General features: G+C 58.8%; 9 protein-coding genes. 5 read left to right on the forward strand and 4 right to left on the reverse strand.

The genetic code is table 11. From position 1 onward, the window contains the following. Positions 1-4 precede the first annotated feature (4 nt). The 5 genes from ABID58_RS33460 (at position 5) to ABID58_RS33480 (ending at position 10,647) form a co-directional block, all read left to right on the forward strand. Positions 5-1,384 (forward strand): Gfo/Idh/MocA family oxidoreductase, encoded by a 1,380-nt coding sequence (locus ABID58_RS33460; protein ID WP_354037173.1) that lies wholly within the window; start codon positions 5-7, stop codon positions 1,382-1,384. Positions 1,385-4,363: 2,979 nt separating this feature from the next. Continuing rightward, positions 4,364-5,449: a GDP-mannose 4,6-dehydratase gene (gene gmd / locus ABID58_RS33465; protein WP_354037175.1), complete on the forward strand. Its 1,086-nt coding sequence runs from the start codon at positions 4,364-4,366 to the stop codon at positions 5,447-5,449. Further along, positions 5,430-6,407 carry a GDP-L-fucose synthase gene (gene fcl, locus ABID58_RS33470; protein ID WP_354037176.1) on the forward strand — a complete coding sequence of 326 codons (978 nt, stop codon included), beginning with the start codon at positions 5,430-5,432 and terminating at the stop codon, positions 6,405-6,407. The genes gmd and fcl overlap by 20 nt, the downstream gene beginning before the upstream one ends. A gap of 222 nt (positions 6,408-6,629) precedes the next feature. Beyond that, complete coding sequence (glmS, locus tag ABID58_RS33475; protein WP_354037178.1) at positions 6,630-8,456, forward strand: glutamine--fructose-6-phosphate transaminase (isomerizing); 1,827 nt, start codon at positions 6,630-6,632, stop codon at positions 8,454-8,456. 841 nt (positions 8,457-9,297) lie between these two features. Continuing rightward, positions 9,298-10,647 (forward strand): MFS transporter, encoded by a 1,350-nt coding sequence (locus tag ABID58_RS33480; RefSeq protein ID WP_354037180.1) that lies wholly within the window; start codon positions 9,298-9,300, stop codon positions 10,645-10,647. Positions 10,648-11,241: 594 nt separating this feature from the next. On the opposite strand, the gene ABID58_RS33485 is transcribed toward ABID58_RS33480, so the two are convergent. The 4 genes from ABID58_RS33485 to ABID58_RS33500 all read right to left on the reverse strand — a co-directional run bounded on the left by ABID58_RS33485 (position 11,242) and on the right by ABID58_RS33500 (position 17,220). Further along, the gene (locus ABID58_RS33485; protein WP_354037181.1) at positions 11,242-12,108 is read right to left on the reverse strand and encodes an electron transfer flavoprotein subunit beta/FixA family protein; all 867 of its coding nucleotides are present in this window, start codon (positions 12,106-12,108) and stop codon (positions 11,242-11,244) included. Between the two features lie 362 nt (positions 12,109-12,470). Continuing rightward, positions 12,471-14,225, reverse strand: coding sequence for a nif-specific transcriptional activator NifA (gene nifA, locus ABID58_RS33490; RefSeq protein ID WP_354037183.1), 1,755 nt, complete (start codon positions 14,223-14,225; stop codon positions 12,471-12,473). A gap of 256 nt (positions 14,226-14,481) precedes the next feature. Continuing rightward, positions 14,482-15,324 (reverse strand): SDR family NAD(P)-dependent oxidoreductase, encoded by an 843-nt coding sequence (locus tag ABID58_RS33495; RefSeq protein ID WP_354037185.1) that lies wholly within the window; start codon positions 15,322-15,324, stop codon positions 14,482-14,484. A gap of 921 nt (positions 15,325-16,245) precedes the next feature. Continuing rightward, on the reverse strand, positions 16,246-17,220 hold the full coding sequence (locus ABID58_RS33500; RefSeq protein WP_354037188.1) for a nodulation protein NodZ: 975 nt from the start codon (positions 17,218-17,220) through the stop codon (positions 16,246-16,248). Positions 17,221-17,344: the final 124 nt, after the last annotated feature.

Consider the following 17,344-nt stretch of genomic DNA (forward strand, 5'->3'; position numbering starts at 1 on the left):
AGACATGAACGATCTTGTACTCGTCGGGCTCGGTCCTCACGCCATGGCTAAGTATATTCCTCTGATCGAGAGCGCCGTCGCCAGCAGGCGAGCCTCGGGATTCCATGTGATTGAGCTCGCGAGCACGAAAAATGCTGTGCATGCCTTTTTCAAGACGCGCGCGTGCAAGCCGATGAGTATCTCTTGGGTACCCGATCTCCGACCACAGGGCATCTGGTACTCCGGCGAGGGGGAGGACGCTCTCAGAGCGTTGGCAAGTCCAAGCTCTAAAGTCATTGTCTCGACCGAACCGAAGGCCCATCTGGACTACCTTCGCGCGGCACTTGGACTTGGTCTTGATTGTCTGGTCGACAAGCCGGTTGTGCTTCCAATGGGGTCGAATGGGCGCCCTGCAGTGGACCGAGTTGTTGGGGAGGCGGCGGAACTCAAGGCGATCTCTAACCGGAGTGGCGGGCGCTGCGTCGTGATGGCCCCGCGCCGATACAACGCAGTCTACGACCTGATTGGACGTTATGCGCGCCACGCCTCCCGTAAGCTCGGCACGCCCATCACCTATATTGGCATCGAGCATCACGAGGGAGTCTGGAACACGGAAGAGGAGATTCTCTCCCGCCAAGATCATCCATATCGGTATGGCTATGGAATGCTTTGTCATTCCGGCTATCATCACGTCGATATCCTTTCCAGCCTTCTGGGTACTAATGAAGACAACTTCGGGCCTTTGACGATAGAGCTGGATGTCCACCGGGCCACCGCCGCCGATCAAGTCGGACAGGTCGCCCCTGATTTGGTCCGGAGGCTAAGAGGGCCCGCCCCACTCGCCCCCTCGTTTCCCGCTCCGCGGTTCTGGGGCGAGACGGACCTCGTCTCATGTGGAGCAGCACGCCATTGCGAAAGCGGCAATACCATCTGCCTCTTCCGGCTCGACCTACTGCAAACGAGCGTCTCGCTGCGCAATTGGCGGCAACTGCCAACCAACATCTACAACAAAAACGGCCGGTACGCATCCGAGACCATTCGCTTGAATATCGGTCCTTTTGCTGCGATCGAGGCCAGGATCGTGAAGCGCCCGCACTTTGGCACAGAAGCTCATCCGCAATTTGCGAAAGAGGCTCGCATCACTCTTTGGCGAAATGGCAGCTTCCTAGGCCGGCCAGCTTTCCGGGAGAGACTCTACCCAACGCGGGACACACTGATCCAAAATGCGGATCTAGGGGCTGCCCGGAGGAAGCTCTTCGACGATTGGTTGGCGGGACACAGCGGCAGAAGCACCCTCGATTCGCACACACGAACGATCTCGCTATTCGCTCGGTATCTCACTGCTGTCACAAGCGATCGCAGAGAATCTATAGGGTCTGCCGCTGTCGAGAAAGCCGGAGAATAACCAAGCCCCGTTACCTCTGGCTCGCCCGGATTGCGGACGTCGAAGTGATGGCTGCGGTCTGCCTCTCCCGTCCTTGTGATTGAACCCATCAGTAAATCTATCAGCGTGCTTGGCGCCTCGCTCGCGCTATGGGTCGATCGGGAACCGGCGTTGCGCCCAACGCGGCCGAGCACGAAGAGCGGCAGGAGCCGCGATAGAAAGCGTGTAGATCGGCGCTGAAGCCAATCCAGACGATGAAGTCGTCCCGTCGAGGACAGAGCCCGAAGCAAAATACGAGATAACACTGGCGGCAACGAAACGAAAGAGAGAGCACATGGAACGAACGTGAGTTGAATTGCAGTCTCTTCCCCAGAAGGCGAAGAGTGCCAAAGAGGTGTGAGACGACCCGCGGAGAAATCGGCGCTGATGCGAACGGAACGAGTTTCGTTCGCGGGCCCGGATGCGTCGGGCCCTCATCTGAGCGATCCTATCGGGCCATAGGAACGGCCAGTCGAAGAGCAGAGCCGCAGATACTGGAAGCGCGGGCGTAAACGTCAATTGTCGCGATTGTTGCATGTGGTGCTGTCGCATTGACAACGCATGTCGCGATGGCCTGACCGCCAGATCATGGGTCGCGCAACCCGCTGCTGTCGGAGATGAGATCGGATTGTAACGGAGTGGTTCCGGTAGAGTTGACGCCGGCACCGCTCGTGTCGTGCGACTGATATATCGAGGGGCTGCCACCCCGGCATCGGCAGCCCCAAATACTCCTGATCATCTGCACCGAACTTATCTGGATGAAGAACATCGGTTCTGTCCGGAATTGTCCACCGGAGAGTTCTGTTGTGGTTGGCCTTTCGACTACGATTTTCGCTTGAAGTTTCTCGTCATGCGTGACTTCGTTGCGAACTTGCCTCATGCAGACGATCCGCGCAGACATCTACGATGGTTTGGCTACGGAAGCCCGCTAGCAGGAGCTTTTGCTCGCCGCCTCGCCTTAATAAGCCGCGACGTTATGGCGTTGAGCTATCCGTGTTTGGTCCAAGATGCCAGAGCTCGACTGAAACGCCTCACGGCCAAATTTGGCGGCGGAAGCCAATTCGCGTGGCGTGATCCGGCGAACCGGCTACTTTGTCACCCAAAGACACGTCGACGGCTTCAGCAGACGATGCAAATTGACGCCAATGCTTCGCCAGTTCGTCGCGTGAGAGGCTTGTAATTTCGCCCTTGCGACGGTCTGACGGTGGGCTTTCATCTCATTCCTTCTCATGTCCAGCGGTTAGCCGGCTTGCCGCCTGAGACACCGTCAATGCGAAATCTGTGTGGCGGACCACAACTCACATAATCGATTCACGGGCAGCGGCTCGGACGCGCGGACCGCATTCATTGAGCAGCCTCGCTCATTGGCGTTACCGTATGAGGGCGTTTTCGCTAGAGCCGTCCAACGGAGAGGCTTCCGCGCTGCGATCACGACGCCTTGACCTTCGATGCAACCGTGCGTTCCGGCGGCGATCAGAACTGCCAGTCAACCTCATTTCTCTGCCGCTTCTCCGCCAGGCGAGCCAGCTTATCATATTCCTTAGCGACCTTGAGGAGCCTGTGTCTGGATGTGTTGTCCTTGAGCGACTCCGCTTTTACTCGCGTCGCTTCCGCACGGCCTCGCCAATGTTTGGCGTCGGGGAATGGCTTCTTCTGCTTCATGCAAAAGACGATGCAGTTTTTAGATCAAGAGAATGCGACACATGCCCTACGTAAGATCCCGTAGGCGGGCTTTCGCAAAAGCACTTCATTTGCCGTCAATGCCGCCCGCTCTGTCAATGTCTGAGATGCGACAAACCAATCGCAACAAACGCAAGCGCGTCGAGTAAGCTTCACTGCATTCTTCTCGGTTGAGAACGCCCGCTTGGAAACACCACGCCAACGCAAAATGATAGTGGAGATTGGACTCATTGGTGGTTCGCGTCAGATCCCGCGCCAAATGCGCGACTCTCGACATAAGTGCTTGAATCGAACGTAGCGTCAGGTTGTAAGGTCTTCAATGCAGCTGGCGACCGCGCCTGGCCGTACAACAGCTTCCGGGGACCAATTGGGAGTGTGTCATTTGGAGCTCAGATTGCAGAACGCCCGCGATGCCTCGAAACGCCTCAGTGAGGTAGCCTCAGCGATTCATTGCAAGATCTTGCGATTAAACGGCGAGTGCAGGAGAACCGGATGCGAAGATCGGAGCAGCGTCGCCGCGTGGCGATTGCCCGATTTGAGATTTGCTCATGTCGGAGGTTGCCTTTTTCGCTGCTCAGAGTGGAATGGAAGTTGGAGGCCATACAGGTGGTCGTGATCCACCTACCGCGAACCTGCAAATAGTTTGCTCGCGCCGAAACGGAGCAGCTGTAGGCATACACTTTGGCACAATGTTTGGTACGCATCCTCCTATCGCGACGTCTTCGTCATGCCCGGCTGCAATGATTTAAGCTGGTCGGATTATGAGCTGGCTCACAGCTTGCTGAGCAATCTCAGGAGGGTTCAGGCCTAGGAGATTATCAACGCCTCCTCGATATACGCATCGACAGCTCGATGAGCCCGATTGCATGCCTGCCTTATTCGCAGCCCAACGATCGGCCCTTTCGAGCAGGTCGCATGTCCGAGGCGGCCATCCTATGGCCTGGCTCGCCGCGCGAGTTGAGCAAGCAAAGACAGTGGAACGGCTTCTCGGTCCCGGCGGGTCGCTCACCACTTGTCCGCGCCGTAATTCCACTGGTCGCACCGAAGCAATGGAGCGACGGCCGAGGAAGGCGAACGAAACCCGCCGGATTGCAAACTTTCGTATAGTCCTTCAAAACCGTTTCGATGTGGAACGTTTACCTCCGTACAGTTGAGCGATCGATGCAATGTCTATACACGTCCACATTCGGTGCTTCGAGAGCGTGACGCTTCCGGATCGGAGGCCGACGCGACTAAAGGTCGTCGATCGCGGGACGACATTAACATGCGCAGAGAGACGATTTGTCAAACCAAGCAAACAAACGGCGGGTCGCTCTCATCACCGGCGTGACTGGACAGGACGGGGCCTATCTTGCCGAACATCTGCTGTCGCTCGGCTATGTCGTGCACGGCATCAAGCGGCGCTCATCCTCGTTCAACACCGCACGCGTCGACCATCTCTACCAGGATCCGCATGTCGGCGACGTGCCGTTCCTGATGCATTACGGCGACATGACGGATTCGACCAATCTGATCCGCCTGGTGCAGCAGATCCGGCCGACCGAGATCTACAATCTCGCCGCCCAAAGCCACGTCGCCGTCAGCTTCGAAAGCCCCGAATACACCGCCAACGCCGACGCCATTGGCGTGCTGCGCCTCCTGGAAGCGATCCGCATCCTCGGCATGGAGAAGGAGACGCGGTTCTACCAGGCCTCGACCTCCGAGCTCTACGGCCTGGTCCAGGAGATCCCGCAGAAGGAGACCACGCCGTTCTATCCGCGCTCGCCTTATGGCGTCGCAAAGCTCTACGGCTACTGGATCACGGTGAACTACCGCGAAGCCTACGGCATGTTTGCCTCGAACGGCATCCTGTTCAACCATGAGAGCCCAATTCGCGGCGAGACATTTGTCACCCGCAAAATCACGCGCGGCGTGGCGCGCATCGAGGTGGGGCTCGAGCAGACGCTCTATCTCGGCAATCTCGAGGCCAAGCGCGACTGGGGTCACGCCAGGGATTACATCGAGGGCATGCACATGATCCTGCAGGCCGACAAGCCCGACGATTTCGTGCTCGCCACCGGCGAGACGCGCTCGGTGCGCGAGCTGGTCGAGCTGTCCTTCGCGCAGGTCGGCCGTCGCCTCGAGTGGCGCGGCGCAGGCGTCGACGAGACCGGAATCGATGCCAGGAGCGGCAAGACGGTGGTGAAGATCGATCCGACCTATTTCCGTCCGACCGAGGTCGATCTTCTCATCGGCGATGCCAGCAAGGCGCGGGAGGTGCTCGGCTGGAAGCCGAAGCGGACCTTTGCGGAGCTCGTCGAAGAGATGGTGGGGAGCGATCTGGCGGAGGCAAAACGGGATGCGGCCAATGGCAAACGCTTCGTTTGAGCTCAACGGCAAGAGCGTCTACGTCGCCGGCCATCGCGGCATGGTCGGCAGCGCGCTCATGCGCCGGCTGGCGCGCGAGGACGTGAATCTCGTGACGGTGGACCGGCGTGAGCTCGATCTCTGCAACCAGGCCGCCGTGTTCGACTGGTTTGCGAGGACGCGGCCGCGAGTCATATTCCTCGCCGCCGCCAAGGTCGGTGGCATCGTCGCCAACGCCACGCTGCGCGCCCAGTTCATCTACGATAATATCGCGATCGCGGCCAATGTGATCCATGCCGCGCATCAAAACGGTGCCGAGAAGCTGATGTTCCTCGGCTCGTCCTGCATTTATCCGAAGCTGGCCGCCCAACCGCTACGCGAGGACTCAGTGCTGAGCGGCCCGCTGGAACCGACCAACGAGCCCTATGCGATTGCCAAGATCGCCGGCATCAAAATGGCGGAGGCCTATCGCAGCCAATATGGCAGCGACTTCATCAGCGTGATGCCGACCAATCTCTACGGCCCCGGCGACAATTATCATCCCGATTATAGCCACGTGGTCGCGGCCCTTATCCGGCGCTTTCACGAGGCGAAAGTGGCGGGCGCGAAGAATGTGGTTGTCTGGGGTACGGGAACGCCGCGGCGCGAGTTCCTCTATGTCGACGACATGGCCGATGCCTGCGTGCACCTGATGAAGACCTATTCCGGCGCGGACCTGATCAACATCGGCACCGGCGAGGACATCGCCATCGCCGAGTTTGCCCGCATCGTCGCCGAAGTCGTCGGCTATATCGGCGAGATCAGTTTCGATAGCTCCCGGCCCGACGGCACGCCGCGCAAGCTGCTCGACGTCAGCCGTCTCGCGAGCCTCGGCTGGCGCGCGAGGACATGGCTCACACATGGAATGCGGCAGGCCTACCAGGCCTTCTTGGTGGCATCGGCTACATCGGACAAAAGGACAGAACCATGCAGCTGCTAGCCGCCGATGGCGCTCATTGTTCGGTTCCCAGAAAGTTGCTTTAGGATCGTCCGGCGAATTCGACAAGCCTCCACGTGTTGCTTGGAGCTCGCGCACCGCCGGGTGACGCGTGCCCCGATCGAGGGCAGGCCCGGGCTAGACTGGCCCATTGCTAGAGCGAGCGAATTGGTCAGGCGCGCCTTGCGGCACGCTCTGTTATGAACTTGAGGTAAACTGATTAGCATGTGCGGGATTGTCGGCATCCTGGGGCGCGGTCCGGTCGCGGATCGACTCATCGATTCACTTAAGCGACTGGAATATCGCGGCTACGACTCAGCAGGCATCGGAACGCTCAAAGGAAATTATATCGAGCTTCGGCGGGCCGAGGGCAAGCTGAGGAACCTTGAGACACGCGTTCGCCGCCATCCGGTCTCAGGCCATGCCGGGATTGGGCACACGCGCTGGGCGACCCATGGCAAGCCGACCGAGCATAATGCTCATCCCCACGCAACGGACAATGTTGCAGTCGTCCATAACGGCATTATCGAGAATTTCCGCGAGCTGCGCGCGGAGCTGAAGCAGCATGGCGCCTATTTCGCCTCTGAAACAGACACCGAGGTGGTGGCGCATCTTATCGACTCATATCTGAAAAATGGCTGCTCGCCGCAGGACGCAGTAAAAGCGTCGCTGCCGCGGCTAGTGGGCGCGTTTGCGCTTGCAATCCTGTTCAAGGGGCACCACGACCTCATGATCGGCGCGCGGAAGGGCTCACCGCTTGCGATCGGCCATGGCGAAGGCGAAATGTATCTCGGATCGGATGCTATCGCGCTCGCGCACCTTACCGACTTGATCACCTATCTTGAGGACGGCGATTGGGCTGTGCTCAACCGCAACGTCGCCATGATTTACGACGCACAAGGCACAGTCGCCGGCCGGGAGGTGGTGAAATCTGCCACGTCGTCGGTTCTCGTCGACAAAGCAAACTACCGCCACTTCATGGCGAAGGAAATCCACGAACAGCCAGAGGTGATCGGGCAGACGCTGGCGCACTACGTCGATATCGCCAACGAGAGCGTCGCACTGCCGCAGGAGCTTCCGTTCGATTTCAATGCGATCGGACATATCTCGATCACGGCTTGCGGTACGGCAGGATATGCCGGCCATATCGCCAAATACTGGTTCGAGCGGCTGGCTCGTATTCCGGTCGAGCTCGATGTCGCCTCCGAGTTTCGCTATCGTGAGGCACCGATGCGCAGGGGAGATCTTGCTATCTTCATCTCGCAGTCCGGCGAGACGGCCGATACGCTGGCCGCCCTGCGCTACGCCAAGTCTCAAGGCCTGCATACGCTCTCAATCGTGAACGTTCTAGGCTCGACCATTGCGCGCGAAAGCGGGATAGTGTTGCAGACACTCGCCGGACCTGAAATCGGCGTTGCCTCGACCAAGGCGTTCACATGCCAGCTGGTCGTCCTGGCGGCGCTTGCGGTCGCCGCGGGCAAGGCGCGGGGTGAATTGTCGGAGAGCGACGAGATCGATCTCGTGCGAACGCTGATTGAAATTCCCCGGCTAGTTACAGCGGCGCTTACCAGCGAGCCGCAGATCGAGAAGCTCGCACGCGACATCGCCAAATCGCGTGACGTGCTATATCTTGGTCGCGGCACGTCGTTTCCACTGGCGCTGGAAGGGGCACTGAAGCTGAAGGAAATCTCCTATATTCACGCCGCGGGCTATGCGGCTGGAGAGCTCAAGCACGGCCCCATCGCCTTGGTCGACGAGAGCGTTCCCGTAATTGTCATCGCTCCTTGCGACCGGCTCTTCGAAAAGACCATCTCGAACATGCAGGAGGTCGCCGCACGCGGCGGCAAGATTATCTTGATAACGGACGCTAGCGGAGCCGCGGAGGTGTCCAAGGATGCGCTCGCGACGATCGTGCTGCCGGAGATGGGGACGACATTTACGCCCATTGTCTATGCAATTCCGGTGCAGCTCCTGGCCTATCACACGGCCAACTTGATGGGCACGGACGTCGACCAACCGCGAAATCTTGCGAAATCGGTCACCGTCGAATAAGCCAAGGCAATGCCACCTGGAATCGGCGTGGGTCATTACCGAGGGCGCGCAAAGCCCCGGTGATGTGCCGCCCAGCTCCAGGCCCGACGCCATCGCATGGCGTATTTGGTTGTGCCGGTTCATGGTCGGGAAGCTGGGACTCCTGCGCAAAATCTACGGCCAATCGGGTTAAGAGGCTGGCGCGTCTTCCGGCAAACAAGGAGTCGCATATGACCGATCGCGGCATTCCGATTGCTTGGACCAGGTTATAATTGGTGACGAACAACCAGGTGTTTCATGCGGCGTGGAAGCCAGATGTACGAGGCGCGCCTCGCTTCGAAGGACAACGTGGCACTTGCCGAGCATGGCGATCGGCGCTAGCGGACGGGCTTGATCGCCAGCACGCTCACCAAACCTTTTCCGTCCAACCCAAATCGCTGGACATCGGGTGACATGTTTAGTCCGGCTCAGCCCCAATCGCATTCTGGCGAGTTGTTCTAGCGCGACCTGTCTCACGAAGCTCTTCCCCGCGCGCCGCGCGGCGTATGCCACGAATCGCGTGCTTCCCGTTCATTCCAGGTCGATGCGCTCGATGAGAAACCCGCCACGCCGCAAACAACAACCTTGTCACCTAGAATCGCCCGATGTTTCAGTAGCTTGAGAGCTACTCCTGCTGCGCGAGCGGAATAAAGCCGAAAACTCCATGCGACATTGCGGCAATTGCCGAAAATATGCCGGAAACGTCAGGCGCTTACGGGTTGGTCGACAGTGCCCTAATGGCAGATTCGCGGCCGTGACACTGCACTCGGCTGGCGTGAGATTTTCTCGGAACCGGCCATTTCAAACCGAGAGGAACCTCGCCATGTCACCAGCGTCCATTGAGCACGCGTCAAATGCCAAATTGCGCATTGGCGACATCTTACGTGCGACGAGCGGCAACTTCCTCGAGCAGTTCGATTTCTTCTTGTTCGGGTTCTACGCCAGTGCCATCGGAAACGCGTTCTTTCCATCAGCAAGCGAAACCGCGTCGCTGCTTAACACCTTCGGTGTGTTCTGGCTGGGTGCCTTGATGCGACCTGTTGGCGCGATCGTGCTTGGAGCCTATATCGACCAGATTGGCCGTCGGCAAGGCCTGATCATTACGCTTTCGATCATGGCGATTGGCACCATCATCATCGCCTTTTGTCCCGGCTATGCGACGATCGGCATTGCCGCACCCGTGATCGTGCTGTTCGGACGGCTGTTGCAGGGCTTTTCTGCCGGCGTTGAAGTTGGGGGCGTTTCCGTCTACCTTTCCGAGATTGCCACTCCGGGCAATCGCGGTTTCTACACATCGTTTCAGTCCTCGAGCCAGCAGGTTGCGATCTTTGTCGCGGCTCTTATCGGATATTTTTTGAGCGAAGCACTTCCGGCCGAAATGGTTGCAGCCTGGGGCTGGCGGATCCCGTTCTTGCTTGGCTGCTTGATCGTTCCGCTTATCTTCTTCCTGCGCCGGACGCTGGACGAAACTCCGGAATTCTTGGCCATGAAGACCCACCCAACGGCCCGCGAGGTCTTTGCCTCCACGGTTGCGAACTGGCGCGTTGTCCTTCTTGGCATGATGATCGCGATGCTGACGACCACGACCTTCTATTTCGTCACCGTGTACACGCCTACGTTCGGCAAGCACGTATTGCAGCTGTCGTCGCAGAACACGCTCTTGGTAACGCTTATGGTCGCCGTGACCAACTTCATCTGGAACCCAATCGGTGGCGCGATTTCAGACAAAATCGGCCGGAAGCCGGTCTTACTGACCATTGCCGGCCTCGCCTTGGTGACTGTATATCCGGCGTTGTCTTGGCTTGTGACCGACCCAAGCTTTGGCAAGATGCTGGTAGTGGAGATGATGTTCTCGTTCTACTTTGGGACCTATAGCGGCGCCATGTTGGGCGCTTTGGTCGAAATCGTGCCGAAGCACGTTCGCACAACGTGCTTTTCTTTGGCCTTCGCACTCGCCGCAGCTCTCTTTGGCACGTTTACGCCGCTCGCATCGACCTGGTTGATCGATAGGACCGACGACAAGGCTTCGCCCGGTTTCTGGTTGATGTTTGCAGCTTTGCTCGGCATCATCGCCGTACTCACGATTTATCCAGGAAGCACCAAGAGAGTTGCGACGCCGTCGCGTCCCGCGCGGTCTAACAAGGCCGTAACCGCGCAATTTACCACGCATTAGCACGCCCCCACGGGGACGTTGACGGGCCAAGACCGAACTGAACTTGGTGCGTCACTGCCCTTGCGGTGATCTCACGGTGGTGGGCGGGCCACTCTGCCGGTCACGGTTCTTCCTACGCGATCTCGAGCAGTATGGGACGAGCTGGCGTTGACCGGGAATGGCTGAACATTATCGCCAGCCTTGATTTCGTTCTGTGGTCGAACGGCGCGATGATAATGCTCGCACTTTGCAGTCACGTGAAACACGGCAGATCTCGCGCGAGGGATAGATCCCTCGCGCAAGGTCCACGCGCTGAAATTGGCGGGCATTCTGTGCGGCTGCCACACAAACTGAACGGGCACGTCTTCAGACTGCATGAATTCCCCAGTGAATTGGTGTGTCGCAGGTCGCCAAACGTTAACGTAACGAGACGTCTGGTAGATTGATCCAATACCTGCCTCTCGGCGCTCAGATACGCAAGTTGAATGCTCACCCTTCTTATCGTATTTGGCGAGGAACGGCCGACAAGATCGATGCAGCCTCGTGCAACCGAGCGACGGGCCCATGCATGACCACGATCCGGCCATCGCCGGCTCCGCTCGATCAGCCGCGACTTCACGCACCGCTAGCTTGCGCAGATGAGGCACCGCGCGCGAGCTGTGCGAGCTCCGTTTCGAGCATAGGGTTGCGATTGAACATGGCGTCGATCAATGCTTGCGCCGGCTGCTCGGCCGCCTCCACCCACGTCGCCTTCTCCGCTCGTGGGGAGGGCGCGAAAACACGTTTGACGACTGTCGGCGACCCCCTCAGACCGCATTTGGCCATGTCATCCACGCCGGCGTTTTGGGCGCTCCATTTTACGATTGTAGCACGTGCGGCACGCAACGCATCTATCATTGCACCGCGGCGAATTTGATTGGTTGCCTCTAACATGCTGACGAGACACGGCAGCTTGGAACGCAGCACCTGGACGCCCCCTTCGCAGCGCCGTTCCGCCTCGATCGTGCGTACTTTAAAGTTCAACGCTTTGATTGTGGAAACATAAGTAAGCTGCTGGACCCCGAGCCTCTTTGCAATGCCAGGTCCCACCTGCGCCGTATCGCCGTCGATCGTCTGCTTGCCAGTGAATATGACATCCGGCGGGCCATATTCCCTCCCGATATTGCGAATCGCGCACGCCAGCGCGTAACTCGTCGCCAGCGTATCGGAGCCCGCGAAGCTACGATCGGTGAGCAGGACAGCTCGATCGGCACCAAATGTCAGTGCCTTTCGGAGAGAGTCTTCGGCCGATGGCGGCCCCATTGTGAGGACGGTAATTTCGCCGCCGAACCTATCTCGTAGCTCGAGCGCAGCTTCCAGCGCGAAGAGATCATATGGGTTGATGATGGTCGGCACGCCCTGGCGCATGATCGTATTCGTAACTGGGTGCACGCGGATTTGAGCGGAGTCGGGGACCTGTTTGATGCAGACGATGCTGTGCATGTACTTCTCCTAGGATGCTGAGCCGGCTCCCGACGAGCAGCAAATGTCATACCACCCTAGGCATTTCGCCGATGAGGAAGGCATGCAAAGACTGACGGCGAGTCCGTTGGCGCAATTGCGACGGCTTGAGCATGGGCGTGATCTTAAGCTGATCCGAGTTACGGGAGCAACGGAGCCGCAACCACGCGCCGGTTCCACGCCAAGCCAGTTTTCAGCGCGAAGACGTCCTATCCTTCACCGGCGAGCGTATCCCAAGCAAGGCATAAGGCTAGCATCCGCAGTATGCATCAGAGCTGGCAATCGCCTCTTGCCACGCTCTCCTGTCCCAGTCGGCCGAGCGAGGAGCGAGCCCGACGCTTTGCTCAGAAGCGCTTGATCTCGATACCGTGTCTTCGCAAGGCATAGCCAATCTGGCGCGGGGTTAGTCCAAGCAGGCGCGCCGCCTTCGCCTGTACCCACCCGGATCTTTCCATGGCTGCGATGACGCGCTCGCGATCGGCGAGTTTCCCAGCACCCACTGCGGGTTGCCCCGGGGGCCCTAGCGGTGTCAGCTCGCTACTGACCGGCGGAACGGCTGTTATAGCTTCTGGCGGCGGCATGCTCAGCCTCGCGGGCAATGAGAAATTCGGGCTCGGCTGTCGCGCCATTTCCTCCGGTCCACACCTCCATAGCTTGGCCGACAGGCATTGCCCTTGGCAGCATGCAAAATCATGTCTTACGATCGACGATCCTTGCGCGAGGGTCGCGGTCCGCTGCACGCAGTTCTCGAGCTCGCGGACATTACCGGGAAATTCGCAGCTCATGAGGACCTCAATCGCACTTGAATCGAACACCAGAGCACGGCCGTTTTCATTGTTGAAGTTCTTCAAGAAGCGAGCGGCGAGAAGCGGAATATCACTGCGTCTTTCGCGCAGCGGGGGCAGTAGCAGAGGAACCACGCTGATGCGGTAATAGAGATCCGCACGAAACTCCTTCCTCGCCACCGCCTCTTCAAGATTCCTGTTCGTGGCTGCAATCACGCGGACGTCGACTTTGACCGTCTGATTGCCGCCCACTCGCTCGAATTCCTGCTCCTGAAGCACGCGCAGGAGCTTCGCCTGGAACGACGCCGAGATCTCACCGATCTCATCCAGAAACAACGTTCCCTTGTCGGCGAGCTCGAAGCGACCCTTGCGCATATTGAAGGCGCCCGTAAATGCTCCCTTCTCGTGACCGAACAATTCGGATTCTAGCACTGTCTCAGTCAGGGCTGCGCAATTCAGCTTGATAAAAGGCCGTTTGGCGCGCGCTGAACGCTCGTGAATCGCCTTCGCGACCAGCTCTTTTCCGGTACCCGATTCGCCACGCAGCAGAACTGTGCTGTTGGAGTTTGCGATCACCTCGATCTTCTCAAGCAACGCGCGCAGCGCCGGGCTGTCGCCGATAATTCCGTCGACTTGAACATTCTTACGCTCCCGCCCATGAGGCTTGGGTTCGGACAGCTGCTTCTGCAGCCGGAACTCCTCGTCCATAAGGCGCCCGCGATCGCGCACAATGAAGCAATGCAGCTTCGCCGTCTGGCCCAGAAGGCGAGCGACCATGGTCAGCAGGTGGAGGTCGTCCTCGAGCTGCGCGCGCGTCCCGTTGTCCGCGATGCGGTCAATGCTCAGCGTACCCACAACTTTCTCGTCAATGTCTATGGGAACGCCGATGAACGCAACAGGCCTATTACCAGCGGCATCTAGCATCTCGACGTCCGAAGGACTGAAGGCCGAATGCAGCGCTACGTTCTCGACAATGAGCGGCCGCCCCGTCGCGACAATTTGATCAATTGCTGCACGCGGCAAGGACACCCCGCAGCGCTCATCGCGCCCTTCGCTCCGGGCCTCGTCCACGATGATCTCCGGCACCCCGTCATGATCGAACAGGCACACGATGCCGCGGCGCATCTGCACGAGCGATTGCAGACGCTCGATGAATCTCGTCAGCTTGGTTTCGAGCCGGGATAGGCCGGTCAGCGTGTGCGCTATTTCAAAGATCGTGCTTAGCGATTTCTCTTGCGACGGCACAATAAAACCGGAACGGTCCGCGTCGGAGGTTAAGTTTAGTGTTTCGCGCAGGGAAACGCTGTCCAGCATAACGACTTCTCCGTTCCTTTCTTGATCCTCCCATGACCTTGATCGGACTTGTTGGACCCGTGTTGCATGCCCCCTCGATCTGACATCCGGTTCTCAGGGCGGGGCGAGAGATGACGCCTCTTCATCACGTCGGCAGCACCTACAGTGACTAGATTTGCTGCGTTATTCTTCCAACCCCCTGCGCGGATTCGCCCTGGCCAAAATGAGTTCCATCCATGAGGTTCAGATTAACCGGGCTTCGCCAGGGGCGAATTCATCACAAGTGTTGTCCGCCATTGATCGGGACTTCGGCGCCAGTGACATAACTTGCCGCATCTGAACATAGGAAGAAAATGACCTTGGCGACCTCTTCGGGTGTACCCACTCGGCGAAGTGGGATCTTTGGCACAAGATGTGCTTCCGTGGCAGGCGACAAAATGTCCGTCTTGATTTCTCCGGGCGCGACCGCATTGACGCGAATGCCATGAGAGGCGTAATCGTGCGCCATTTCGCGCGTGAGACAAGCGAGCGCAGCTTTCGAAGTCGCATATGCCGTCCCTGCAAATGGATGCACCCGCGAGCCGGCGATCGAAGTCACATTGACGATCGCGCCTGAAGCCGCTTTCAGCTCATCGAACAGACCTTGGGCGAGCAGGATCGGCGCCACTAGATTGAGGTGGAACACGCTCATCCAAGTATCGACTGAGGTCGCCAGCGACGTCAGCCGGGTACCGTTCGGCGTTTTTGGTGAGTTTCCGGCATTGTTTACCAGTCCATGCAATGGTGCGCCGGCAAGGCACTCCTTGATCTCGGCAATCACGCGCGGCAGCGTCCGATGGTCGCTCAGATCGACTTTGATATAGCTGTCGCCCTCTGAGTCCCATGGGCAGCGTGCCGCGTCGAATGGTTGGCGCGCGCAAGAAATGACGCGCCAACCGGCTTCCGAAAACAATTTTCCGGTAGCGCGACCGATACCGCGCGATGCCCCCGTCAATACCAGCGTCTTCGGGTCACGCAGCGGGCGGCCCGCTCGACCGGCGCGAGCGTGAACTGGACTGCCAGGGTCCGTTTCCGGCGATTGAGCTGCGACCGCTTTGTCATCTGGTAGACCTAGATTCACACGCCGCTCCCGTCCGCTTCCCTCGGATGTGCACCTGCTGCAGGATCCGGGCCAAAGCGATGCAGGGCACAAGCGGCGAACCGTTGCGACCCAAATGGCAGGTTCCGAACATCTGGCCTGTTTGCTTTTCGACAGCAGCAACGCCGCAGCAATGCTTGTCGTCGAGCTCCCCGGGCGAGCCGCCCAATGCGCGCGCTACGTCTTCGAGCCGAGAGCCTGGTGATTCCAGGGCGAGCTGACTGCGTCGCACTCCACGGGTGGTCTGTGGCTCATTTGGGGTTGGCGGAGATAGATCAACTGTCCTTGGCGGAGATCAGGACCAATGGCCAGTTCGTCCGAGATTTTTCATCCCTTGTATCGCGAGCGCAGATCCGAATCAGTTCCGCTGTCCACGGCCTGCGATCGTGCTGTTCATCAGCTACAGCCGAAAGGACTCGAAAACCGCAGGTTGAACACGGCCGTCGTCAAGAAAACGCACCGACCGCAAAAGGATAGTCCACAGGGGCGATCCATCTAGCGGACGTACCTCCTTGGTGCTGGGACATTCTGACGTGACCGTCTGCTACGCTAGAGTTCTCCGGGCGGCCCAGACCGGCGTTGCCGTGCTTACCAAGGTCTGGCAGCGATGCCGGTTTGGACCCGATGATGACGAGCCATAACCTTCCGCGCGACACCTGACGGCCCGAAGCATTGCGGGGCAAGGCCGCCGGCGCTTGCCGGCATTGGCCTACGCTTCGCCGGAATTCACCTTAGCAGCCGCACCGCATCCGTAATAGTGCGCCGGTCAGCAATCGCTTGCGGACGGAAGCCGCCATACACCATTTCTGCGACAGGTTGCGAAACTCGATGGTGTCCACGCCAGCAGTATCAGGCAGATGATCTAGCCCACCATTGCCCGGGCTCGAGCAGACTCGCGGCACTTCATGAAGCCGCGAAATGCTCGTATGGGTTATCGATCATGGTCAGATGCTCCGGATTGCTCAGATCGAATTCAATAATGCGTGGCACGAGCAGTCGGGCGTAGCGCGTGAAGGCGCTGGTTGGGGGAAAGCGGATCACGGTAGCGCATCGCGCAAGAAGATACATGTCGACGAGAGCGGAAGCTCCACCTTCAATTCCCATTTCCGCACTATGCAACGGCCCTGCGCGATCGGCCTGGAAACGTTTTGGTACGGCGAAGACATCGGGAAACATAACCGATACGTGTTCGAGCACCTGTGCACTGTCCGTGCACAGGAAGACCTTTACAGGCTTCGGATATGGCAAAGCCTTGGCTTTGCGGATTGCCATGCAGACCTGACGAAGGGCGAGCTTCGAATCGGCCCAGTACGGCGCATGCTCCATGATATTTTCGCCATTGCCGTGCCGAACATGAACGCCGATGATGTTATGGCCGCTAAAGTGTTCCCCAAAGAACGCGTCGATCCGTGCTCGAATTTCAGGCCTGAGTTTGATGTTCCGAAAGATCAGTCGTTCGGCTTCCTCGCCACAACGCCACATCAGGCAAGCGTCACAGACAATGGTGTTGGCTTCGTTATCGTCTCTTGACTGGAACAGTTCGGTCAGTTCGTCCCGTTCTCGGAAGATCTGCTCATCCGGGCGATTGATGCAGTCGATCGATGGCCTATTCCACCACCGCGGGAAGAACGGTCCGGGAAACGAGAGCTGGTTGACCCGATCATCGCAAATCACCGGCACTCCAGCGATGTCCTCAACCGGCTCGAAGAACACCGGAAAGGCGTTGCTGAACGGTTGGTCGATGTAACAGGAACCGCGCCAGTCGATGACGAGCGTCCGCCCGGTCCGCTGCGCGTACGACCAGGCTGACGCCAGCGACCAGAGGCAATCACCAAAGCCGGTACGCCTCCGAGAAATAACAAAGCGTTCCTTTGTCAAATTATCAAACCCTTCTCGTTGCGCAAGATCAGCTTTGTGTGGCGTACCTACTCTTCTGCGATTCCGGTCCCCGCCAATGGACCGCTGCTCACCAGGACACAAGGCGATCAACCCGCAAGCCTAT

It is taken from the genome of Bradyrhizobium sp. S3.2.6, assembly GCF_040546885.1.
In the GTDB taxonomy this organism is placed as follows: Bacteria; Pseudomonadota; Alphaproteobacteria; order Rhizobiales; family Xanthobacteraceae; genus Bradyrhizobium; species Bradyrhizobium cytisi.